This is a genomic window from Acinetobacter sp. ANC 3832, assembly GCF_002135415.1.
Classification (GTDB): Bacteria; Pseudomonadota; Gammaproteobacteria; order Pseudomonadales; family Moraxellaceae; genus Acinetobacter.
The window spans coordinates 103,280-127,008 of record NZ_NEGJ01000005.1 but is presented as its reverse complement, the minus strand read 5'-3'; the positions used below and the strand labels follow the sequence as shown (position 1 = coordinate 127,008).

At 37.1% G+C, this 23,729-nt stretch carries 20 protein-coding genes; 16 read left to right on the top strand and 4 right to left on the bottom strand.

Annotation, left to right across the window (positions count from 1 at the left end):
* The first annotated feature begins 138 nt into the window (after positions 1–138).
* Positions 139–1,314 (top strand): S1C family serine protease, encoded by a 1,176-nt coding sequence (locus B9T35_RS08760; protein WP_086190743.1) that lies wholly within the window; start codon positions 139–141, stop codon positions 1,312–1,314.
* A gap of 433 nt (positions 1,315–1,747) precedes the next feature.
* Here the strand turns inward: B9T35_RS08760 and B9T35_RS08755 are convergent, their stop codons facing one another.
* The 3 genes from B9T35_RS08755 to B9T35_RS08745 form a co-directional block, all read right to left on the bottom strand.
* Positions 1,748–2,740, bottom strand: coding sequence for a Tim44 domain-containing protein (locus B9T35_RS08755; RefSeq protein WP_086190742.1), 993 nt, complete (start codon positions 2,738–2,740; stop codon positions 1,748–1,750).
* Between the two features lie 428 nt (positions 2,741–3,168).
* The gene (gene radA, locus B9T35_RS08750) at positions 3,169–4,557 is read right to left on the bottom strand and encodes a DNA repair protein RadA (RefSeq protein ID WP_086190741.1); all 1,389 of its coding nucleotides are present in this window, start codon (positions 4,555–4,557) and stop codon (positions 3,169–3,171) included.
* A 136-nt stretch (positions 4,558–4,693) separates the two neighbouring features.
* On the bottom strand, positions 4,694–6,049 hold the full coding sequence (locus B9T35_RS08745) for an alanine/glycine:cation symporter family protein (protein WP_086190862.1): 1,356 nt from the start codon (positions 6,047–6,049) through the stop codon (positions 4,694–4,696).
* A gap of 427 nt (positions 6,050–6,476) precedes the next feature.
* Here B9T35_RS08745 and B9T35_RS08740 point away from each other — a divergent pair, with 427 nt between their 5' ends.
* From B9T35_RS08740 to B9T35_RS08705, 8 genes are all read left to right on the top strand, one after another.
* Positions 6,477–7,874, top strand: coding sequence for an amino acid permease (locus tag B9T35_RS08740; protein WP_086190740.1), 1,398 nt, complete (start codon positions 6,477–6,479; stop codon positions 7,872–7,874).
* 146 nt (positions 7,875–8,020) lie between these two features.
* The gene (lptM, locus tag B9T35_RS08735; protein ID WP_086190739.1) at positions 8,021–8,239 is read left to right on the top strand and encodes an LPS translocon maturation chaperone LptM; all 219 of its coding nucleotides are present in this window, start codon (positions 8,021–8,023) and stop codon (positions 8,237–8,239) included.
* 34 nt (positions 8,240–8,273) lie between these two features.
* Complete coding sequence (gene lysA, locus B9T35_RS08730) at positions 8,274–9,518, top strand: diaminopimelate decarboxylase (protein ID WP_086190738.1); 1,245 nt, start codon at positions 8,274–8,276, stop codon at positions 9,516–9,518.
* Between the two features lie 13 nt (positions 9,519–9,531).
* Entirely contained in the window at positions 9,532–10,377 is an 846-nt protein-coding gene (gene dapF / locus B9T35_RS08725; protein ID WP_086190737.1) for a diaminopimelate epimerase, read from the top strand.
* A gap of 198 nt (positions 10,378–10,575) precedes the next feature.
* Positions 10,576–11,004, top strand: a complete 429-nt coding sequence (locus B9T35_RS08720) for a hypothetical protein (protein ID WP_086190736.1) — start codon at positions 10,576–10,578, stop codon at positions 11,002–11,004.
* Positions 11,005–11,257: 253 nt separating this feature from the next.
* Positions 11,258–11,941: an enhanced serine sensitivity protein SseB C-terminal domain-containing protein gene (locus B9T35_RS08715; RefSeq protein ID WP_086190735.1), complete on the top strand. Its 684-nt coding sequence runs from the start codon at positions 11,258–11,260 to the stop codon at positions 11,939–11,941.
* A 59-nt stretch (positions 11,942–12,000) separates the two neighbouring features.
* Positions 12,001–12,894: a site-specific tyrosine recombinase/integron integrase gene (gene xerA, locus B9T35_RS08710; RefSeq protein ID WP_171264250.1), complete on the top strand. Its 894-nt coding sequence runs from the start codon at positions 12,001–12,003 to the stop codon at positions 12,892–12,894.
* Positions 12,895–13,137: 243 nt separating this feature from the next.
* Positions 13,138–13,518: a hypothetical protein gene (locus B9T35_RS08705; protein WP_086190733.1), complete on the top strand. Its 381-nt coding sequence runs from the start codon at positions 13,138–13,140 to the stop codon at positions 13,516–13,518.
* Positions 13,519–13,616: 98 nt separating this feature from the next.
* Here the strand turns inward: B9T35_RS08705 and B9T35_RS08700 are convergent, their stop codons facing one another.
* Positions 13,617–14,159, bottom strand: coding sequence for a GNAT family N-acetyltransferase (locus tag B9T35_RS08700; RefSeq protein WP_086190732.1), 543 nt, complete (start codon positions 14,157–14,159; stop codon positions 13,617–13,619).
* Positions 14,160–14,782: 623 nt separating this feature from the next.
* Between B9T35_RS08700 and B9T35_RS08695 the strand changes: the two genes are divergently transcribed.
* The 7 genes from B9T35_RS08695 (at position 14,783) to B9T35_RS08665 (ending at position 23,727) form a co-directional block, all read left to right on the top strand.
* Positions 14,783–15,535, top strand: coding sequence for an electron transfer flavoprotein subunit beta/FixA family protein (locus B9T35_RS08695; RefSeq protein ID WP_086190731.1), 753 nt, complete (start codon positions 14,783–14,785; stop codon positions 15,533–15,535).
* Between the two features lie 18 nt (positions 15,536–15,553).
* Positions 15,554–16,486: an FAD-binding protein gene (locus B9T35_RS08690; protein WP_086190730.1), complete on the top strand. Its 933-nt coding sequence runs from the start codon at positions 15,554–15,556 to the stop codon at positions 16,484–16,486.
* A 203-nt stretch (positions 16,487–16,689) separates the two neighbouring features.
* Complete coding sequence (locus tag B9T35_RS08685) at positions 16,690–17,400, top strand: zinc ribbon domain-containing protein (protein WP_086190729.1); 711 nt, start codon at positions 16,690–16,692, stop codon at positions 17,398–17,400.
* A gap of 109 nt (positions 17,401–17,509) precedes the next feature.
* Positions 17,510–18,379, top strand: coding sequence for a zinc ribbon domain-containing protein (locus tag B9T35_RS08680; protein WP_139842015.1), 870 nt, complete (start codon positions 17,510–17,512; stop codon positions 18,377–18,379).
* 576 nt (positions 18,380–18,955) lie between these two features.
* Positions 18,956–21,967, top strand: a complete 3,012-nt coding sequence (gene gyrA, locus B9T35_RS08675) for a DNA gyrase subunit A (RefSeq protein WP_086190727.1) — start codon at positions 18,956–18,958, stop codon at positions 21,965–21,967.
* A 108-nt stretch (positions 21,968–22,075) separates the two neighbouring features.
* Complete coding sequence (locus B9T35_RS08670) at positions 22,076–22,513, top strand: hypothetical protein (RefSeq protein WP_139842014.1); 438 nt, start codon at positions 22,076–22,078, stop codon at positions 22,511–22,513.
* Positions 22,514–22,809: 296 nt separating this feature from the next.
* Positions 22,810–23,727 (top strand): metal-dependent hydrolase, encoded by a 918-nt coding sequence (locus B9T35_RS08665; protein ID WP_086190725.1) that lies wholly within the window; start codon positions 22,810–22,812, stop codon positions 23,725–23,727.
* Positions 23,728–23,729: the final 2 nt, after the last annotated feature.

The window sequence follows — 23,729 nt, the reverse complement described above, 5'->3', positions numbered from 1 at the left end:
TCATCAAAACATATTATGACTTGTAACTAAAGCTGAACAAATCTCTATTGTGAATTTTATGCATCTTACTTAATTTTGATTACAATATAGAAAATGCTTTGGCATCAACAAATTAAATAATTCTTAGGGGTATATAAAGTGCGCCGGTCCTTTACATGGTTACCATGGGTGTTACTCGTATTAGTGATTATTAGTTTTATCACTTGGCAGAAAATGAATCAGCCTAAAGCACCGATTGCTGCTGATGGGGTAAAAATGCCTGCTGAAAAAGTAGAGCCTTTAGTCAATACATCTCGTACGGGTGGGGTAGTTTCTTATAGTGCTGCAGTCAAAGTTGCAGCACCCGCAGTGGTAAATATCTTTACCACACAGAAAGTGAAAAAAACACATCCACTTCTTAATGATCCAGCATTTAGAGAGTTTTTTGGCAATCAAGTGCCAGATCAATCTCAAGGGCAGGATGAAAATAGTTTAGGTTCAGGGGTGATTGTTCGCCCAGATGGTTACATTTTAACCAATAATCATGTGATTGCTCAGGCTGATCAAATTGTTGTTGCATTGCAAGATGGACGTCGTGCCGAAGCTACAGTGATTGGAACAGATCCTGATACAGATTTAGCGGTAATTAAAATAGAACTGGATAAATTACCTGTGTTGCCCTTTAAATTGAGTGGTAATGAAGTCGGTGATGTTGTTCTTGCGATTGGTAATCCTTTCGGTGTTGGACAAACAGTCACACAAGGAATTATTTCTGCAACAGGTCGTTCAGATTTAGGTATTAATACTTACGAAGACTTTATTCAAACCGATGCTGCTATTAATCCAGGTAATTCGGGTGGTGCTTTGATTGATGTTGCAGGTAATTTGATTGGTGTAAATACTGCAATCTTCTCTCAATCAGGTGGTTCTTTAGGGATAGGTTTTGCCATTCCTGCAAAAATTTGCCAACAGGTGATGAATTCTATTCTGAAAGATGGTCGCGTCATTCGAGGTTGGTTAGGCATTAGTCTTGTTCAACCAAGACAGGATGATGTATTACAACCGCGTGAAGCAGGCGTAATCGTTGCGGATGTCTTGAAAAATGGACCCGCAGTCGCAGCTGGAATTAAAGTAGGCGATCGAATTATTAAAGTGAATGATGAAGTGATTAACTCAGCTTCACACTTAATTAATTATGTGGCTTTACAAGCTCCAAATTCAACTATTCAAATAGAAGTTGTTCGTGGTGGTCAAAACATTATTTTGAATGTGAAAGTCGGCGAGCGTAAGATTCAAACTGCAGATTCACAGTTTATTCCTTTGCCAAAACGCTAATTTTTATTCTTTAGTTTTACTCATCAAGCCTCATTATTGAGGCTTTTTTATTCTCAATTTTAAGTAGAGAATCTAGTTGAATAGATCACTAAAATTCTAAGATCTATAGCTAGAATAGGTGGTTGATGTAATGTCTTGCATCAATATTCAAGTCCTCTTTATTTTTCTTATTTAAGAGCAGTTTGAAAGTCATTGTATGATGAGATTTATCCACATTTTATTATTGGCAGTATCTTTATTACATGATGAGCGGCATTAAATTTAAAAGCATGAAATTGAATTAAAGTAATCATAATGAGAACATGAGTAAAGTTATTGAGTGATTCCTGAAACTCATCCTCATTCGATTATTCCTCTCTTGAGATAAATCATTAGATCAGACAACAAAAAACCAGTGACGAATCACTGGTTTTTAAGTTCACAATTTAAGGTATTAAGCTTGTTGAATACCCGCAACCAACCAATCTTGTGTTGAACCAGCGGGTTTAGTGAAATGCCATACTTCTGCAAAAGGTTGCGGTAAGCTGTTTAAAGCTTCGCTTACTGTACCTGTGAAACGCACGCTCACTACATATTGACCATTTTCATTTGCAGAATCTGTCACCATCGCATTGAGGTTAGAGAATTCAGCAACATCTTGATCTTGGTTTGCCATAATATCGTTATACATAGACTGATAAAGGTCTGGTGTTAAATAACGCTGAATTTCAGTGATGTTGCTTGCTGTATTCATGGACTGAATATGGTTGAAACGTTGACGAGCAACACGTAAGAAAGCAGCAGGTTCAGTACCATCTGGTAATTGATTACCATTACTTGTAGATGCGCTACCAAAAGGAGCTTGAGTTGGCGCACCTGTTGAACCACCTACCGATTGACCAAAAATATTGCTACTGTCATTCGAAGCACGTGGCGTTGCATTTTGTTGACCAAATGGTGCAGGAGAACCTGAGTTATTTGGCGAATAAGGGTTAGCCGAGGCTAATTTTTTTTTTGCACCGAATTTACGGAACAAGAAGAATGCAGCACCCGCGATCAGGATTAACCAAATCCAGCTCGGAATTCCACCTTTTTTCTCTTCTTCTTTTGCAGCTTGTTGTTTCGCAAGTTCTGCATCAGTGTTTTGAGCTTGAGGGTTATGATCGTCTGCCATTGCATTTGCAGCCACTGCACCAAGAGCGGCACCAGCTACACCAGCAGCAACCATACCACCGACACCTGGACCAGAACGTTGTGGTGCTGTAGCAGGAGCAGGTTGTTGTGTAGGCGTAGCTTGACGTGGTTGAGAATATGATTGACTTGAAGAAGAAGAACGGCTCATACCATGGCTTTTACCGCCACCTGCACGTTTAGCTTCAGCCAAAGGTGCAACCGCCAAAGCAGCCATTAAAATACCTGCCATCAAACTACGCTGTCGAACTTCCATTACTTTTTCCTACATCAATAGAATAAATTTGTGAACTCTATTTATGAGGGTTTTTACACGAAATTTCAATGCATTTGAGATTTATTTCAACGAATATTCACAGAAACATAACGAATATTGAAATTTAAAAAATTTAGCTTTAAATGAAAGCTAATCTATTGAAAGTGTTAAAGAGAATGTACTTTATCAAATTGAAGTAATCTTGATTTTTTATTTAGGTTTTAGAGTTAATTATAGAGTTAAATTCTCAAATATTTCATTTAAAAGTGCTTATTGTATTTTTATAGATTAAAAATTTATTTTATATCAAGCATTAAAATTTAAGGTAATTATTTTAGAACCATCTTTATAATCAAAAATATTTAAGTTGGGAGTTGATTGCGTAAAGTAAAGTACACAATCAACTCAATTATTCATCTAAATGGGTTTTAATGGAGTTCATCACTGAGTTGCATGGCTTCCGTTAAAGCCTCATGCAAACGTGCTACAGCAATAATTTGTACGCCAGCAATCGGTTTTTGTGGAGCATTACCACGTGGCACAATAATGTATTTAAACCCATGCTTAATCGCTTCTTTTAAACGTTCCTGTCCATTGGGTACAGGGCGAATTTCACCTGACAAACCGACTTCACCAAAGACAGCCAATTGTTGTGGCAAGGCTTTACTACGTAGACTTGATGCACAAGCCAGTAAAACAGCTAAATCTGAACCTGTTTCGGTAATTTTTAAACCACCGACAACATTCACATAAACATCTTGCCCAGAGGTTTGCACACCACCGTGACGATGCATAACGGCCAAAAGCATATTTAAACGGTTTTGTTCTAAACCCAATGCAACACGACGGGGTTGACCATGTGCATCATCAACCAAAGCTTGTACTTCGACCAAGAGGGGACGTGTGCCTTCTCGGCTGATCATGACGACTGAACCTGGAATGGCTTCATCATAGCGACTGAGGAAAATAGCGGATGGGTTGGCAACTTCTTTCAAGCCTTTATCGGTCATGCCAAACACACCGAGCTCATTAACTGCACCAAAACGGTTTTTTACTGCACGAATCATACGATAGCGAGAGTCTGATTGACCTTCAAAATACAACACGCAGTCAACCATATGTTCTAAAACACGAGGTCCCGCAAGCGCACCTTCTTTAGTAACATGACCGACAAGGAAAAGTGCAGTACCACTATTTTTGGCGAAACGTGTCAGCAATGCTGCAGACTCACGAATTTGAGAAACACCACCTGGTGCGGACTGTAATGTTTCAGTAAATAAAGTTTGGATCGAATCTAAAATAGCAACAGCAGGTTTTTCATGCGCCAATACTTCACAGATGCGCTCAACACAGGTCTCAGCCATGACTTTAAGCTGATCAGTGGGCAGTTCTAAACGATTGGCACGCAAAGCCACCTGAGACAGCGATTCTTCACCTGTGACATAAAGAGCAGGGCTTTTTGCACTTGCCATATATGTTGCAGTTTGTAAAAGAATGGTCGATTTACCAATACCAGGATCACCACCGATTAAAACCACAGAACCCGTAACCAATCCACCACCGAGTACACGGTCAAACTCACTAATTCCTGTGGCTAAACGTGTTTCATTCGATACCGTAATTTTATTGAGGGTTGTGATATTGGCAGCTTGACCTGCATATCCACCACCCATGGGTTTGGCACGATGGGTTACAGTGGGTTCAATGCGAACTTCGGTTAAACTATTCCATTCACCACAATCTGAACATTGTCCTGCCCATTTAAGATGTTCTGCACCACATTGTTCACAGCGGTAAACGGTTTTAACTTTTGCCATAATGTTTCGTTCGAATGAATTTATAAGTGTATTGAATAGAGAAACTATACAACATCATGCATGAATAATTAACTGAAAGCTTAAAACAAAAAGAGTCGCACTTAGGCGACTCTTTTAAACTCAAACGATTTATATGCTAGTACAATTCACCAGATTTGCGTTTCGCCAAAAAGTCTTTGGTTTCTTTCACAATCACTGTTGAAAGTAACAATAACGCAATTAAGTTTGGAATAGCCATAAGACCATTAAAGGTATCTGCAAATAACCAGACTAAATCAAGTGTTGCGATTGTTCCTATAAACACTGTGAGAATGTAAATAATACGATATGGCAGTACAAATTTCTCACCAAACAAATAAGTTGCACATTTTTCACCGTAATAACACCAACCTAGGATGGTTGAATAGGCGAAGAAGATGATCCCTAAAGTAACCACCCATCCACCAATACCAGGTAATAGACGGTTAAAAATATGAGTGGTCAGTACAGCACCTGTTTCAGTTCCGAAACTATTGCCCGCCGTGATATAACCCATCACCAAAACCAGACCTGTGATGCTACATACAATAATGGTATCAATAAATGTACCCGTCATTGAGACTAAGCCTTGACGGACAGGGTGATCTGTTTTTGCAGCTGCAGCAGCAATTGGTGCAGAACCCATACCAGCTTCATTTGAAAATACACCACGTGCTACGCCATAACGGATGACAGCACCAATTGCACCGCCAGCAACCGCTTGTCCAGTAAATGCATCAACAAAGATCAGTTTAAGTGCAGGCATGATCAGATCAATATTAGATAAAATAATCGCTAAACCACCCAATACATAGCCGATTGCCATTACAGGAACAATAAAAGATGCCGCTTTAGCAATTGATTTAATCCCACCTAAAATAACCAAAGCAGACAATATGGTAATGACAACGCCAGTTATCCACGTTTCTATACCCATACTGTTTTGTACAGCAAGTGCCACAGTATTGGATTGTACTGAGCTACCAATACCGAATGATGCAATTGTTCCAAAGAAAGCAAATAAGACAGCAAGCCATTTCCATTTCAGACCATGTTCAATGTAGTACATTGGTCCGCCAGATTTTTGCCCATTTTCATTGGTAATACGGTATTTAACTGCGAGTACGCCTTCACCATATTTGGTTGCCATACCAACAAGAGCCGTCATCCACATCCAAAAAACGGCACCTGGACCACCAAGTACACATGCTGTTGCAACCCCTGCAATATTACCTGTACCAATGGTTGCAGAAAGTGCCGTCATGAGTGCTGCAAAATGTGAAATATCTCCTTCGTGATCTTTGGCTTTATCGTGTTTGCCAAAAACCTGTTTAAAAGCGAATGGTAAAAGTCGAAATTGGAGAAACATAAGCCTAAATGTGAGGAAAACACCTGTACCAACGAGCAGTACAAGCATGTACGGTCCCCAAACCCAGCCACTGAGTGTTTCCATTACTGATTGAATATTTTCTATCATAAGCTTCTTCTTCTTTGTCCATTTTATTTACATAACATGCTGTATTAATAAGCAAATGTTATGCCATCCATGTATTTAAATATAAAGTTCAAGTTTGTTTTCAGCGTATGGATGATATTTATCCATCATATTCTGTTGAACTTTAGTATTGTTTTTTTCAATGTTTCTCTTTTTTGACATAGATTTATCTGAGATACAAGTTCCTTGTTGAGTTATTTTATTTTTTTTAAAGTTTATCTTAATATTTGATTTTTAGAATAATTAAAAGAATAACGTCTAAATTGTGCGCAACGCTAATAAAATGAAGTTGATTGAAGTTGCTTTTTTAGTTTGGCTAATAAACCGCCCAGTAGAATTTTCCTTTTTCTTTTTGCAAGAAATTAAGATAATTTTGTCAGGAATGAATACATAGACGAAATATAAAATGTCCAAAGGAAATATTACTCAACCGAGTGAAGACGGAGAACTTCAACGAAGTTTGTCTAATCGCCATTTGCAACTTATTGCGATTGGTGGAGCCATCGGAACAGGCTTATTTATGGGTTCGGGGAAAACGATTAGTCTTGCGGGACCTTCTATTCTCTTTATTTATATGATTATTGGTTTAATGGTTTTTTTCGTGATGCGTGCGCTTGGCGAATTACTATTATCCAATCTTAAATACAAATCTTTTATCGATTTTTCTACCGATTTAATTGGTCCATGGGCAGGGTACTTTGTTGGATGGACTTATTGGCTATGTTGGATCACGATCGGTATCGCAGATTTATCCGCCATTATTTATTATCTGCAATTTTTTAATAATGGGCTACCCTTTACACCTGTTGAAGGCGTGATGATTAGTATTGCCGCTATTTTCTTTATCACAGGTTTAAATTTAGTTACAGTCAAGCTTTTTGGTGAATTAGAATTTTGGTTCGCATTGATCAAGATCATTGCGATTGTGGTACTGATCCTTGTCGGTCTTTGGATGATTTTCACAGGGTTTACATCTACGGCTGGTGAAGTTGCATCATTTACGCATTTGTGGAGTCATGGTGGTATGTTCCCAACAGGGATGCATGGCTTCTTGGCAGGCTTCCAAATCGCAATCTTTGCTTTTGTTGGGGTAGAGTTGGTGGGTACAACTGCTGCTGAAACCAAAGATCCAGAGAAGAATTTACCTAAAGCCGTGAATTCAATTCCAATTCGTATTATTTTCTTCTATGTGTTGGCATTGGTCATTGTAATGTCTGTGACGCCTTGGAACAAAATTGATCCTGCAGTTAGCCCATTTGTGAATTTATTCAGTCAAGCAGGTATTGCTGCTGCTGCAATCATTATGAATTTAGTGGTGTTATCTTCAGTGATGTCATCGATGAACAGTGGCGTATTTTCTACAAGCCGTATGTTATTTGGTTTATCTCGTGAAGAGCAAGGTCCAAAATTATTTGGTAAGTTAAATACGCGTGCTGTACCTGCGAATGCTTTATATTTTTCTACTGCATGTTTATTGGGTGGCGCGGCATTACAATATTTTGTACCGAATACAGTTGAAGCTTTTACCTTGGCAACAACTTTATCCACCATTTTGTTTATTTTGGTTTGGATCATTATTTTGTGGAGCTATTTGGTCTATTACAAGACACGCCCAGAGTTACATGCAAAATCTGTATTTAAGCTTCCAGGTGGCCCAATGACTTGTTATGTGGTGATCGCATTTTTTATTGGTGTCATTTATGTATTGTCTTTAGAACCAGATACATTTAGAGCATTAAAAGTCAGTCCGATTTGGTTAGTGATTCTTGCGATTGGTTATTTCGGTTTTTATAAGAAAAAATAATCATATCTTTAACCACTAATTCTTATACAAAACGTCAGTGATAAACTGGCGTTTTTTTTATTCTGGCTTTAAGCTTGGTGGTTTAGTGCTTTGGTCACCCGTCTGATCAAGGTATACTTCACAAAATTGATAAAATAGGTGTTCAAATGCGTTTAGTCATTTGCTCCATAAGTTTAATAGTGACCACTTTTGCTGTGGTTGGTTGTGGTCAAACAGGCGATTTGCAGTTAGCAAACAGCCCTAACTATGACAATCGTGCAAAATATTTACTGTATTCAAATACAGAAAGTAAATCGTCACAAGCAGAGAAGAAAGTTGCGCCTCAAGTGAATGCTGAAGCGGCATCTGAAGTAACATCTAACTAATTTTTACTTAAACTTTCATCGAAAGGATACATTCATGAGTTTTACCCGTATTCAAGGGGTTTTGCACGCAGAGCAATGTTCATTGCAACAACTTGCGCAGCAATTTGGCACACCGCTTTATGTTTATTCAAAAGCAGCTTTTGAAAAGCATTATTTAGATATGGATAAGGCATTCAGCTTTATTGATCATCAAATTTGCTTTGCGGTGAAGTCGAACTCGAATATTGCGGTATTGAATGTATTGGCAAAATTAGGTTCAGGTTTTGATATTGTGACTGGCGGTGAGCTTGCACGTGTTTTAGCTGCGGGCGGTGAACCATCAAAAATCGTTTTTTCTGGTCTAGGGAAAACTGAAGCAGATATCCAAAAAGCATTGGAAGTGGGTATTGCTTGTTTTAATGTGGAATCACATGCGGAACTGGCACGTATTCAAAAAGTTGCAGCAGAACTGGGTCAAAAAGCACCGATTTCTTTACGTGTGAATCCAGATGTTGATGCTAAAACACATCCCTATATTTCAACAGGTTTAAAAGAAAATAAATTTGGGATTCCTTCTGATTCTGTTTTTGAAACATATCAATATGCGACGTCATTACCGAATTTAGATATCGTTGGAATTGATTGTCATATTGGTTCACAGTTGACTGAAACTAAGCCTTTTGTGGATGCTTTAGATCGTGTGATTGGCATGATTGATCAACTCAAAGAAATGGGTATTCAGCTTAAACACATCGATATCGGTGGTGGTTTAGGGGTGACCTATAAAGATGAAACACCACCGACTGTTGCTGAATATGCTAATTCTATGAAACCTGCTTTAGAGAAGTTGGGTTTGAAAGTGTATATGGAACCGGGGCGTAGTATTTCAGCCAATGCGGGTGTGTTATTGACCAAAGTTGATTTATTGAAACCGACCAATCATCGTAATTTTGCCATTATTGATGCAGCCATGAATGACTTGATTCGCCCGTCGCTCTATGAAGCGTGGATGGATATTCAAGAAGTAACACCACGTACCGATGTTGAAACCAAAGAATGGGATGTGGTCGGTGCAATTTGTGAGACAGGTGATTTCTTAGGTAAAGAACGTCAACTGACCATCAAAGAAAACGATGTCTTAGCTGTATTGGGTGCAGGTGCTTACGGTTTTGTGATGAGCTCAAACTATAACAGTCGCGGTCGTGCAGCAGAAGTGATGGTAGATGGTGAACAAGCACATTTGATTCGTGAACGTGAAACGATTGAATCACTTTGGAAAAATGAACGTTTATTGCCTTAAGGAGTAATGCAAAATGTTATTAGAATTTACAAAAATGCATGGTCTAGGCAATGACTTCATGGTGGTTGACCTGATTAGTCAACGTGCATTTTTTGATACTGCAACCATTCGCCGTTTAGCAGATCGTCATTTTGGTATTGGTTTCGATCAATTACTGATTGTAGAAGCACCGGATTTTCCAAATGTAGATTTTAAATATCGTATTTTCAACTCAGATGGTTCTGAAGTTGAACAATGTGGTAATGGCGTACGTTGTTTTGCGCGTTTTGTACATGAGCGTCAACTGACCAATAAAACCAAATTTAAAGTTCAAACCTGTTCAGGGATTGTTGAACCAGAGTTAGGTCCAAATGGTTGGGTACGTGTGAATATGGGTTACCCAAAATTTTTGCCTAATGAAATTCCATTCTTGGCAGAAGAGCCTGAAAATTTATATGACATCGATTTGGCTGATGAGCAAAAATTAACAATCGATGTGGTCAATATGGGTAATCCACATGCAGTGACTGTGGTCACTGATGTGTTGACTGCGGATGTTGCAACAATTGGTCCACAAGTGGAATCACATGCACGTTTTCCACAACGTGTGAATGCAGGTTTCATGCAAATTATTGATGAAAGGCATGCGCGTTTACGTGTATTTGAACGTGGTGTCGGTGAAACGATGGCATGTGGTACTGGAGCATGCGCTGCTGCTGTTTCAGGTATGCGCCGTGGTTTACTTGCCAATGCTGTTGAGATTGAATTGGCTGGTGGTAAGCTTCAAATTGAATGGAAAGAAGGTGATGTGGTTTGGATGACAGGTCCAACTGCAACCGTGTATGAAGGTCGTTTAGATTTACGTTATTTCCAAGCTTAAATTCTGCTTGAAAAGATAAAGCTCTGAATCTATTTCGGAGCTTTTTTACATTAAAGCTATTATTTTTTATTTCAGCTTCATTCAAAATGAGACATCTTGTTTAAGTATGAACCAACTTTTTATTTTCTTTGTTAAGGAAAAAACGAGAAAATTTTATACAAGATATTAAAATATAACAATTGAAAAGGATCATTAAATATGGCAATAGACCGTATTGACTGGCATGGTGAATCTGCCGAAGAAGCAGGATTTCCGAATGAGAATGGTGGAACGCATATTGGAATTTATCTTGCTTGGATCATTCAACATCATTTAGAAGGTGAATTTCATCAAGAAGAAAGTGCCGAAGAATTAGAGCAGGTAAGAAATCGAGAGATCACAGGTCGTGAGTTTTTAATTTCAATGTGTGATGAAAAGTTTTGGGAAGAAGATTTAAACCCAGAAGCTTTTGTTTTTACCCAACATTATTATGAAAGTCATCAATTTTTTAAAGATTACGATGAAGCTTTAGAGAAGAACTTGGGTTTAACAAATACATACGCTGCAGAAGATACTTGGGCAAGCTATGATTTAATCGCCCCGATTATTAGTGAGCGCTTTGAAGCATGGAAAAAAAGTAAAGTCTAATTGGAATCAGTTGTACTCTATGTGAAAGTTCAAAATGAATAAAAGTGCTGTACTTACAGGGCTTTTTTATTTATAAAATAATAAAGAAAAATATAGAAAATACATGGAGTTCGTTGTGCAAGATGATTTAGAACAAGAACAGCAATTGGAACAACTTTAGAAAAAGCCTTTGATGATCCTGCATTACGGCCAGAGTTTTTAGCATTGCTCTTAAAACTCTGATATTTATTTTTTAGGTAGTAGTTCAAGTGATGTGGATACTCAGATTGAGCATACTTTGAGTGAAGGTAGCCAAATTCAAATTAAAAGTTGGAATAAGGCAGATGGAACAGAGGTCTTACCATTTTTCACTTCTTTAGAAAAATTACAAAAAGCGATTCAAGACTCTGAATCTTATCTAAAAATGCATACACAGAGTTTTTTTGAGCTCACTTTGGGTGCAACTTTAGCTTTAAACCCAAACTCGGGATATGGTAAAGAATTCACCGCTGAAGAAATTCAAGGTTTGCTTAGTGGTGATTTTGAGAATAGTGCTCAACCTTATGAGTATGAAGAAAATACTCAAGTGCTTAAGAGTCAACCACAACCTTATCCATTGGCGATAGCTGAAAATTTAAATCGCTTTTTAGTAAGTCATAGAGAAGTCACTTCAGCCTATTTGGCAAAAATACATGATACCCAAAGAGATCCTGAGCCAACGCTAGTCATCGGATTGTTAATTGATCAATATTTAGAAGATAAGCAATTACAAGCATTAAAAGGCAAAGTTGGAAATGTGGCTATAGACAGTCTGGAAAATAAAAAGCCAATCGATTTCTTTATTATTGATAGCAATGATAAAGAGGGGCTGAGTCATTATTTATTGATGGAAACAAAACCGTTCTATGTTCGGCAAGAAGAGAAAAAGAAAGGATTCTTTGCTAGACTGTTTTCTTGATGTTGAGTAATGAGAAATAGGAGAGTTAAATGCAATATGGTGCAATGCAATTGCTCTCAATGTGGTTAAAGGAACGCGAAATTCAAAATCAATCAGAACATACTTTAGATGCTTATTTTAGAGATGTCTCAGGTTTTATTGATTTTTGTTATGAGAAAAAAATAGAATTGAAACAAGTTGAAGCTTCCGATTTACGGGAGTATTTAGCACAAAAAGTAGAAAAAGATCAATTGGTATCCAGTAGTTTACAACGTCACCTCACGTCTATTCGACAATTTATGAAATGGGCGGAACAGGGCAATTATCTCGCAATGAATCCTGCCGATGATATGCAACTGAAAAGACAGCCTAGACCTTTACCCGGCATGATTGATATTGAAACAGTTAACCAAATTTTAGATCAAATTTCACCTGAAAAACCAAATGAAAATCAGCTTTGGTTGAGAGATAAAGCAATCTTAGAGTTACTTTATTCGAGTGGACTACGTTTAGCTGAAATTCAAGGCTTGAAGATACGTGATATTGATTTTGGTCGGCATCTTTTAAGGATTACAGGTAAAGGTAATAAAACTCGTATTGTGCCTTTTGGCTCTAAAGCAAAAGACAGTTTGATTGAATGGTTGAAAGTCTATCGAATTTGGCAAGGTGTATTGAGTGCGGAGTCTTCGGTATTTATTACCCAACGTGGCAATTCAATTACACCCCGTCAGATTGAAAATCGTGTGAAATATCAAGCTCAGCGAGCAGGGGTCAATGTGGATTTGCATCCACATCTACTTCGGCATTGTTTTGCAAGTCATATGCTGTCGAACAGTCGTGATTTACGTGCGGTACAAGAGATGTTGGGGCACAGTAATTTAACCACTACTCAAATTTATACTCATATTGATTTTGATCAACTTGCAAAAGTTTACGATCAGGCACATCCCAGAGCGGTTAAAAATAAAGATTAAGATATATCCAAAATTTATTTAGGAAATGATGGTTCTTATTATTTTGTTAATCATTTGATTCATAAATATAAATTTTAAATCGCATTATTTTTATGACATGTAGTCTTGAGAAAACCATCAAAAGGATAATTGTTTTTATATGTTGGCTACTGTATATGTTTTAAACATCAGTTAGGTCTTTAAAAATGATGGACTTGGCATCGTGATATTGAAATTTGATTGCAAATATATTGGGTAAAAGCAATGATTCCTGAACTTGAGCAGAAATATCTGCAACTTTCTGAACCACAAAAAGATATTTTCCGTGGTTATGGATTACGTCAAATTAAACATTTTGTCGAATTGAGCTTACCGAAGATTGAGGCTTCATTACCTGAAAATGCACAAGTGATTGGGGTAAATTCTGAAGGGAAAGTACAAGCAGTTCATGGCGATACACAACAAATCTATTTATGGATTTCTGACCAGCAATGGCAACCTAGTCAAAAACCATCACAGCATGTAGATTTGAAAGAGGATTTCTTTCAAATTTGGCGAATTTTTAATTTAGAACAGTATGACTTAATTGACTTGAGTCATATTCATCGTGATTTTTTAGAGCATTTAGAAAGTCATACAGATTAAATAGATCGTTTCTAAAAGCTCTTTCGTACAGTATTTTTATTGTCCCTTAGTTAGGCGAGTAAATAAAAAGGTATTAATATCCTGCGAAGATGTTTATTTTAAAAATGATGATTTTTAATGTGATACAAGATATGCCGTGCTAATGGATCGTCTTGATTTAATGCAGGATGATTAAATTCTTGCATGGCTTGCATACCTAAGCGTTGCATGACTTGAGCTGACTGTTGATTTTGTACTGCGGTGAATGATACGACTTCATCTAATTTCAATTCTTGAAAAGCAAATTTTAAACAAGCTTGTGCTGCTTCAGTGGCATAGCCTTGATGCCAAAAATCTTTGGCTAAACGCCAACCAATTTCTACACATGGTGAAAAAGTGAATTGTGAGGGTTGTGCATGAAGTCCGACAAAACCGATGAATTGGTGGGTATCCTTTAATTCTACAGCCCAAAATCCCCAACCATTTTCTGTAATGATAGTTTTAAATTTAACAGCTAAAAGATTACTTTCTGCCGTATTTAAAAGTTTTGGAAAATAACGCATCACTTCTTGATCAGCATTCATAAGCGCAAAATCAAGGTAATCACTGTCTTTCCATTGTCTTAATTTTAGGCGAGATGTTTCTAGTTCGGCATTTCGCATGTATTCAATTACCCATTTCAAAAGAAAATGTTGAGTGATTACTATATTAGAATATTGCGAATTTTTATCAATGCAAGGGTTTGCTTCTGAATATAAAGTATAGCTGTTTATAGCAAAGCAATTTTTATCATTTATATTCATTATTACGGGCAATAAATTGAATTTTTATTTAAGATGTCATATTAAATCGTTACGATACGTATCAAAAGATATTCTAAATATACAAAATAGAGCAAATACACCATCAAATTAAGTTGATTTTATCTTAATTGACAATTTTAAATATTTTTATCTCGTTAAACAATTGCTTGATTAAGAATATTCTAGTTATTTATTTTAAGTCTTAAATAAGAAGTTTTGATACACTTAATAAGTTAAAAAAATAATATAAATCAAAGCTTAAAAATTAACTAAATACTGGTTTATTTTATCTAAGACTAATGTTACATTTTTTTAATGAACTGTCCGTTCAACGATTTTTATGCTTTTTTACCACTCTTTTTTGAATTGTGACTTGACCGAAATGCCAAACACATTGCAAGATAGGGCACCTAAAAATTTTAAATGAAGCGTTATCATAATGCTTCTCAACATTTACTTTTGCTAAAACAGCCGAGGATTACATGAAGGCTCTTGTTGCTGTAAAACGTGTGGTTGATGCCAACGTTAAAGTTCGCGTTAAACCGGACAATAGTGGGGTAGACCTTACTAACGTTAAGATGTCAATTAACCCATTCGATGAAATCGCAGTGGAAGAAGCGGTTCGCTTAAAAGAAAAAGGAACTGTTTCAGAAATCGTTGTTGTTTCTATTGGTCCTAAAGAAGCCCAAGAACAAATTCGTTCTGCAATGGCGCTTGGTGCAGACCGCGGTATTTTGGTTGAAGCTGATGATAATCAACTGGGTGCTTTAGAAGTTGCTAAAATCTTAAAAGGGATTGTTGAACAAGAACAACCACAACTGATCCTTTTAGGTAAACAAGCAATTGATGATGATTCTAACCAAGTTGGTCAGATGCTCGGTGCTTTACTTGGCGCTGGTCAAGGTACATTTGCTTCTGTTGTAAATGTTACTGGTGACAAAGTTCAAGTAACTCGTGAAGTTGATGGTGGTTTGCAAACTGTTGAATTAAACACGCCTGCAATCATTACTACTGATTTACGTTTGAATGAACCACGTTATGCTGCATTGCCTAACATCATGAAAGCTCGTAAAAAACCGCTTGATACTAAAACTCCTGCAGATTTTGGTGTAACGACGACAACTAAACTGAAAACAGTGAAGGTTGAGCCACCTGCTGAACGTAAAGCTGGTGTACAAGTGAAGTCTGTTGATGAGTTAGTCGACAAACTTAAAAATGAAGCTAAAGTGATCTAATAAGCAGGAATATAAATCATGAGTATTTTAGTTCTCGCTGAGCACGACAATAAGACACTTAACGGTGCAACTTTAAACGTTGTTGCTGCAGCTCAAAAAATTGGTGGCGACATCACAATATTAGTTGCTGGTTCTGGTGCACAAGCTGTAGCTGATGCTGCTGCTAAAGTGGCTGGTGTGAGCAAAGTTTTACTTGCTGATAATGCAGTATATGCACAGCAATTGGCTGAAAATGTAGCGGGCCTTATTGCTGATTTAGCAAAAGGTTATACGCATATTCTTGGTGCTTCTACGTCAAATGGTAAAAACATTTTGCCACGTGCTGCTGCACTTTTAGACGTAAGCATGATTACTGACATTATCGCTGTTGAAGGCCCTAAAACTTTCAAACGTCCGATTTATGCAGGTAATGCAATTGCAACTGTTCAGTCTGAGGAATCAATCGTTGTTGCGACTGTTCGTGGTACTGCATTTGATCCAGTTGCTGCCGAAGGTGGCTCTGCAACTGTTGAAGCGGTTGCTGAAGTTAAAGATGCTGCTATTTCTAAGTTTATTTCTGAAGAAATCGTTAAATCTGAACGCCCTGAATTAACAGCTGCACGTATTGTTGTATCTGGTGGTCGTGGTGTAGGTTCAGGTGAAAACTACCATAAAGTACTTGATCCACTTGCTGATAAGCTTGGTGCTGCTCAAGGTGCTTCACGTGCTGCGGTAGATGCTGGTTTCGTTCCTAACGATATGCAAGTTGGTCAAACAGGTAAAATTGTTGCACCTGACCTATATATCGCTGTTGGTATTTCTGGTGCCATTCAGCATTTGGCTGGTATGAAAGATTCTAAAGTGATCGTTGCGATCAACAAAGATGAAGAAGCACCAATCAATGCTGTAGCTGACTACTGGTTAGTGGGTGATTTGAATACAGTTGTTCCAGAATTGGTTTCTAAACTTTAATTCTGTAGCAAAATTTTAAAAAATGCTCCTGTATAGGGGCATTTTTTTATGATAAAAATAATGAATATAAAAGGACAAGTACCGATATTTTGCATATTGCCTCTAAAAATTTTCTTTAAGATGAAAAATAAATAATTTGTGAATATTGATGTGAAAGAGATTTAATCACTTAGGTGTGTATTTAAAATTAAAAGATTAGAACAATGAAATGTCAAAAATGCGGAAATGAAAATATAAAAGAAGCTGTTAGCTGCTCGAATTGTGGCAGTAAGTTGAAAATACTGCCAATGCAAAAGATTCAAGCACAAAATCAGCAGAGATCAGCACAATTTGGATTCAAATCATGGCTGATTCAATTCATTCAACATCTGATTAAGCCAAAAGGTTTCAAGCTTTGGATTATTGTCGGCTCATTTGTGTGTTTTGCCCTTATTCCTTTGATTATTACATTGGGGCTTTATATTGCGATGCCTTATATCCAACAATGGCAAAGAGATAGAATAATGGCTCATCAAAAGGTTTCTCCTCAAGAACAAGTTCAGCTCAAAGTTGACCTCGATTTAGTAATGAAAACTAAAGCGAAGCTAAAGGATATTCAGGATCGGGTTCAAGTTTTTGATACAGAGACGGGGTATTACCCTAAAAGTTTAAGTGCCTTGAAAGGCATAAATTTGGACTTGTATCCCACGATCAAGATGCAAGAAAATGGATATCTGGTCACAGTAATAAACCCCTCAAGAAACATCAAAATGTATCTCGTACCTTTTGTCGTAAATCAAAAATTACATTGGGATTGTTATTTATCAGGTATTGATTTAAGTCAAATTTCTACTGGATGTATTGAGGTTTCAATCGCTAATGATATTCCACAAAACAATATTTCTATTGATCAAGGTGCAATTTTGAAAGAATAGGTACTTTTAAAAGCGATATAAAATCAGTGGTTTAAGTTTTAAAAATTAAATTGAGTATGCGAGTGTGTTATAAGCAATTCAAATGATATATAAAAAAATGAGCATTGGTATGAAATGTCAAAAATGTAATACTGAAAATATTAATGAAGCCGTTAAGTGTGGAATATGTAGTGCTCGATTAACACATAGGTCAGTGATCAATAATTCTACGAGTATTCAAAATGTAGAATCTTCTGTCAGAAGAGAGGGCGTTGTTCAAAAGCATAGTGAGCAAAATAAACATCAAAAAAGCAAACCAACAATGACCACTCAAGCGAATAGTAAAGATGGTTCTATTCAGGGCAAAGCTCATATTTTATTAAAAAATTGGCAAGATCAGGCTAAAAAAACATTTGATAAACAGCCTAAAAAGAAAAGTCTAAAATGGGTCTGGATCATTATTGCAGTATTTATATTTGGACCTACTATAATCGGTGTTTTTACACGTGCGATTATTCCAGAAATTGTTTATCAATTTAAGCAACATCAACGATCTGCCGCAGTCGCTGCAGGAGAAAATAAGGATGAAGCTGAATCGGCAGAGACAACCGCTTATGCTGAAGCGACAGCCGTGGATGCTGTAGGTTCAACAGGTTATACAAATATCGCTGAGGTTGTTCAACCACGTTATATGGATATACAGTCGTTCCAAGCCATTATTCAAAAATATTATGCTGAAAAAAAGATCATGCCTAAAACTATTCATGATGTCGAAAAATTTGAAGACAGTGTTTATAGCGACTATGTTTATGATGATATTGAAATAAAAGATGGCACTATTATTGGTAAATTTAAGTTAGATCCTGATAAAAGAATCTATTCATTTCCTCAAATAGATCGAAATAAAATGGTGAAATGGGATTGTTATAGTATTGGCGTGAAAGATCCAATATTTAAAGGATGTCAATATTTAGAGAAAGACCCCTTTACTGCAAATTAGTGGAAGGGAATTTTACTCGAGGTATCAGTCCAAAATTGTATAAGTGGAAATGACATTTGATTAATATTAAATGTCCCTTGTCTTTCTGGGGGAAGATTAGGAAGAGGGGAGATCGTAAAATAATCCTCTTCTTTAAAAGGAGAGGAGGATATTCATTATAAAATGACTGTTGATTAAAAGCTGACTGATGCAAGAGACTTGTTAATGTCAAATCAATGATTTCTTCAAGTAAATTTTTCATTAGTAAATGATCGAATATGCTAACTTTTATAAGCGATCTAAGACTAAACTTTAGGTGCTTATTTTATTCATTTCATTGCTGGATTGATGATCTTATTTAAAATGATGCGACCTAAATCATGTGTTATTTAAAATTTAAAATATGTGTGAAAAATAATCATTAAATTGTAGAAAATTAACAAGATTAAGCTGATGGATAAAACACAAAATTGAGTTGTTTTATGCTATAATTTACGGCTGTATTTTAGATTTTAGCTCAGTCATTTTGAGCTAATTTTTTTGCAAGATCGATTATATAAATCAAGCAAGCCACATTGCTTGTTATAAGGAGTATGCATGAGCGTATCGGAAATTAGACCGATTGCCATTGAGGATGAACTTAAAAGCTCATATCTCGATTATGCCATGAGTGTTATTGTATCTCGTGCATTACCAGACGTGAGAGATGGTTTAAAACCTGTTCATCGTCGTGTACTTTTTGCGATGCACGAATTGGGCAATGATTATAACAAAGCGTATAAAAAATCTGCTCGTGTTGTCGGTGACGTGATCGGTAAATATCACCCACATGGTGATTCTGCGGTATACGAAACAATTGTTCGTATGGCTCAAGATTTTAGCTTGCGTTATCAATTGGTTGATGGTCAAGGTAACTTCGGTTCTGTCGATGGTGACAGTGCCGCAGCAATGCGTTATACCGAAGTCCGTATGCGCAAATTGACTCACGAAATGCTGGCAGATCTTGAAAAAGATACAGTTGAGTGGGAAGACAACTACGATGGCTCTGAGCGTATTCCTCAGGTGATGCCAACGCGTATTCCAAACTTATTGATTAATGGTGTGACGGGTATTGCCGTTGGTATGGCGACCAATATGGCGCCACACAACATGACCGAAGTTGTCAATGCTTGTTTGGCTTATGCAAATAATCCACAGATCAGCATTGAAGGATTGATGGAGCATATTTCTGGCCCAGATTTCCCTACAGGCGGTATCATTTATGGTAAATCGGGTATTGTAGATGCTTACCGCACAGGTAAAGGTCGTTTACATATTCGTGGTAAATATCACTTCGAAGAAGATCCGAAGAATGGTCGTACCACCATCGTATTTACTGAAATTCCTTATCAAGTCAACAAAGCGAGAACAATTGAGCGTATTGCTGAATTGGTCAAAGAGAAGAAACTTGAAGGTATTTCAGAACTTCGTGATGAGTCTGATAAAGATGGGATGCGTATTGCAATTGACTTAAAGCGTGGCGAAAACGCTGAAGTGATTGTCAATAACCTATTCCAAAATACACAACTTGAAAACTCTTTCAGCATCAATATGGTTTGCCTAGACAATGGTCAGCCTAAATTAATGAATTTGAAAGATATTATTGCTGCATTTATTCGTCATCGCCAAGAAGTTGTGACACGTCGTACCATGTACGAATTACGCAAAGCGCGTGAACGTGGTCATATCTTAGAAGGTTTAACGGTTGCATTAGCGAATATTGATTCGATTATTGAAACTATCAAAACTTCTGCAAATCCTGCTGAAGCACGTGAGCGTTTACAAGCAGGCGAATGGGCTGCGGGTGGCGTTGTTGCTTTGTTGGAAAAAGCGGGTTCGGTTTCTGTACGTCCAGAAATTATTGATGGTGAAGATCTCTCTAAACCGTATGGTTTTGATGGTGGTATTTACCGTCTTTCACCTACGCAAGTAGGCGCAATTCTTGAACTTCGTTTGCATCGTTTAACAGGTCTTGAACAAGACAAGTTACATGCTGAATATTCTGAAATTTTAGGTCAAATTGCTGAACTTACAGCCATTTTAAATGACTTTACATTGTTGATGAATGTGATTCGTGAAGAGCTTGCATTGGTTCTGCAACAATATGGTGATGCACGTAAAACATCGATTGTTGAATCACGTATTGATTTTTCACGTGAAGATTTGATCCCAGAAGAACAAATGGTTCTGACGGTTTCTAAAACAGGTTATGCAAAAACTCAACCATTGTCAGATTATGCCGCACAGCGTCGTGGTGGTCGTGGTAAGTCTGCAACATCAATGAAAGAAGATGATTACATTCAACATTTGATTGTGACATCGAACCATGCAACAGTTCTTTGCTTTACCAATGTCGGTAAAGTATATCGTCTGAAAGTCTATGAAGTGCCACAAGCATCTCGTGGAGCAAAAGGTCGCCCAATGGTGAACTTACTTCCTTTAGATGCAGATGAAACGATTACAGCGATTCTTCCTGTGATTGATGCACCGAAGAAATTTAAAGATCGATTGGTAGCTTTCCAAGCATTTGTTAAAGCCAATGCTGTGAAACTTCAAGAAAATGAAGTGATTAATGCACATTTTGCTGAACTTGAAGCTGCACTAGCAGAGCTTGAAGATGGCGCTGATGATATTTCTGATGCATTACGTAAGCAATTGAAAGAATTGGGTGTAGAACTTTCTACGACTGATTTAGATGATGAAATCATCAATGAATTTGCTCAACAAGTTGAAAGTGTTCGTAAAAACTTCTATGTCTTTATGGCAACAGCTTCAGGTACGATTAAACGTGTTGAATTAGAACAATTTAGTAATGTTCGTTCAAATGGTTTACGTGCGATTGAGTTGAAAGAAGAAGATACATTAATCGGTGTAGCAATTACTGATGGCGAGCAACAAATTATGTTGTTCTCGAATGAAGGTAAAGCGATTCGTTTTGCAGAAACAGATGTACGTTCTATGGGACGTTCAGCTAAAGGTGTACGCGGTATGCGTGTTGCTTTAGCTGTTACAGCTTCTGAAGATGATGCTGAAGTTGTAGATACAGATGCTGATGATGAAGATTCTTCTGACACGAATGTTGTTAGCCGTATCGTTTCATTGGTGGTGGTACCTGAAACAGGCGAAGTGCTGTGTGCATGTGCCAATGGTTATGGTAAACGTACGCCAGTAGGTGACTTCCCAACCAAGAAACGTGGTGGTAAAGGTGTAATTGCAATTAAAACATCTGAGCGTAACGGTGAATTGGTCGGTGCTGTTTCTATTGATGAAAGCAAAGAGCTGATGCTTATTTCAGATGGTGGTACTTTAGTCCGTACTCGTGCATCTGAAGTTGCAACGACAGGTCGTAATGCACAAGGTGTTCGCTTGATTCGTTTAGGTCAAGATGAAGTCTTGGTGGGTGTTGTTGCGGTTGAAGCTGTTGAGGAAGATGAATTCGTTGAAGTGATTGATGGTGAAGAAGTAGTCACTACAGATGCTTCAATTGATTCTGAAACTTTGGTGGATGATGAAACAATTATAGATCAAACTGAAAATGAATCAGACTTAAATGAGCCTGAAGAAGATTAAGTTTTAATCTAAAGAAAAAGAGCGCTGAGGCGCTCTTTTTTTGCATTATTTATCAGTTGCGTTAGAATAAAATTAATTAAAAATTGAAATAAAAATAACGAGATTAAAATGAAAAAACTCATAATATTACTGCTATTAATTATGCCATTATCTGCATGTGAAAAAATTAAAGATACAATATTGAATAAATTGGAAGCACAAATTCCTGAAAGTAGTACCGCACAAAATGAAAAAGCGGAACAGTTATATCATGCTGTTATACAACGTGATATAGGAAATATTCATACTTTAGTTGGCCCGAATATAAGAGTTGAACTTGATCAGAAACCAGATGTATTAAAAGCAGTATTTGAAATTTTACCTAATTATGAAGCGAAAAATCCATCCATTGTAATGACAATGAAAGCAATCGAACCTCCCTTAGGGAAAGTTACAAAAATTGGATATAAATATGATTATCCTAATCAGCCTATTTTATTTTCGGTTGTATATAAGGGTCATGATGGAGGTGATGAGATTGTAGGCTTCTGGGTGCAACCACTTTAAATTGAATCTAACAGAGTATTTTACAGTCACCGCAGAGAAGCATAAGCTTCCTTTTTTACATTTTTAATGTGTCGGATAAAGCGATATCACTGTCATTTTAGGACAACATTTTCATTGTTAGACAGGATGAATTGACACGTTTCAGTCTCATGGATATCTTGTTTTTAGCGAGTTCTATTTTGGAACTAGTTGTTTAAAATAGCTTCCCAAATAAGCTTCAACCTCGCATCAATGGTTTTCTAAAATGAAAGCGTGGGCTTCACATCGCTGAAATAGAAAAAATAAGAGATGAAAATATGAATATTAATTTTAATCAAGCTTCTACTGCAAATTGGTCATTAATTCCACGAAAGGTCAAATTCGATTGGAAGACATCAGCTCTGCATTGGATTCCACAGGATCCATTTGCGAGTCATGCTGTGAATCATTTTAGTTTTACATTGGTACGCGGAGAGTATTTTTTCTGCCGTATGTTTAATAAGGCATTGCCTTATATCTACGATGAAAAGCTTTATCAGGATGTAAAAACGTTTATTCAACAAGAAGCCAATCATTCACAAGCGCATAAAGTATCGATTGAAGAATATTTGCAGAATTATGGGATAAAAGTTGAAGATCAATATCAACGCGTTGTTTATCTTTTTGATCAATTACTTGCAGATAAGCCCATGGGAATAAAGCTACCTAAATTTTTAGATAAATTATGGCTAGATGCACGTGTTGGTTTGGTTGCAGCTGCAGAGCATTTTACCGCAGGTTTAGGGCAATATACTTTAGAACGTTCCCGTTGGGGCGAGCGCGGATGTGATTCTGTAGTCAGTGATTTATTCTTATGGCATGGTGCAGAAGAGGTGGAACATCGCACAGTTGCTTATGATTTATATCAACATATCAATGGAAGTTATGCATTACGAGCTGGCGTCATGATGATTACAGCACCTGTTTTTGTCTATTTAATGGCGATTGGAACGGCTCAATTGGCAAAGACAGATTCCAGTATTCCTAAATCTAAAACCAATATTTTAAAATGGGAATTTTGGAAGGCTTGGCATCATTCAGATCAAAATGGCTATATGCCTGGTCCAGTTTGGTTTTTGAAAACATCTTTACGATTTTTTAAACCGAATTATCATCCTTATTACGAAGCATCTACGGAACTGGCTCAAGATTATCTGAATCAATCACCTGCGGTCTTAGCCGCTCAAATACATTGAGT